1 protein-coding gene is annotated in these 919 nt (G+C 67.1%); it reads right to left on the reverse strand.

Annotated features, from left to right (window positions below; genetic code table 11):
- Positions 1-919: FAD-binding oxidoreductase (locus GY769_16695; protein MCP4203559.1), on the reverse strand; the 919-nt coding region annotated here is incomplete at both ends.

The raw sequence follows: 919 nt of genomic DNA on the forward strand, positions 1-919 counted from the left end.
CCGCCACCCTGGAGGATGCCCAGCGAGTTGAGGCCGGCCGCGACGAAGAAATTGCGCAACTCCGGCGCCTCCCCGATCAGCGGAGACAGGTCCGGGGTGAAGCTCTCCGGCCCGCAGAAGAACTGGCGCACCGTCGCGTCTTCGGCCGATGGGATTCGCTCTAGCGCGTCCTGCAGAAAGGGCATCAGCCGATAGATGTCGGGGTTGAGCTCAGAAAAGGCGAAGTCCTTGGGTACGCCGTCGAGCGACCATGGCACCGCGTCCGTTTCGAACAGCCCGACCAACAGACCCTCGCCCTCTTCGCGGAAGTAGCCGTAGACCGAGGGGTCCTCGAGCACCGGCAGGTCCCGGCTCACCCCCTCGATTCCGTCGAGGATGATGTAGTAGTGCTCGGCGGCCTGCAGAGGGCAACTGACGCCGGCCATCTCGCCGACCTGGCGTCCCCACATGCCGGCGCAGTTGACGACGACCTCGGCGGCGATGGGCCCCTGATCGGTCACGACGCCGGTCACGCTGCCGCGAGCCTGGGTGATCCCCGTGACTTCGACGCCCTCGAAGATGCGGACGCCCCCGGCCTGGGCTCCCTTGGAGAGGGATATGGTCACGTCGACCGGATTGGCCCGACCGTCCTCGGCGGTCAGGAAGCCGGCCAGCACGTCGTCCGTGCGGGCCAGCGGCCAGAGCTCGCCGACTTCGCCGGGAGACAGCTCCCGGGTATCCAGTCCCATGCTGCGGCCGAAGGTCATCTTGCGCCGCAGGTCCTCCAGGATCTCCTGATCCGTCGCCACTTGCAGCAATCCCACCGGGTTGAATCCGGTGGCGAAGCCGGTCTCCTGCTCGAGCGTGGCGTAGAGGTCGCGGGTGTACTTGCCGATCTCCATGGCCGTCGAGGTGGTGAAACCCGAGGTCACGACCAGCC

The sequence above is a fragment of the bacterium genome (genome assembly GCA_024224155.1).
In the GTDB taxonomy this organism is placed as follows: Bacteria; Acidobacteriota; Thermoanaerobaculia; order Multivoradales; family JAHEKO01; genus CALZIK01.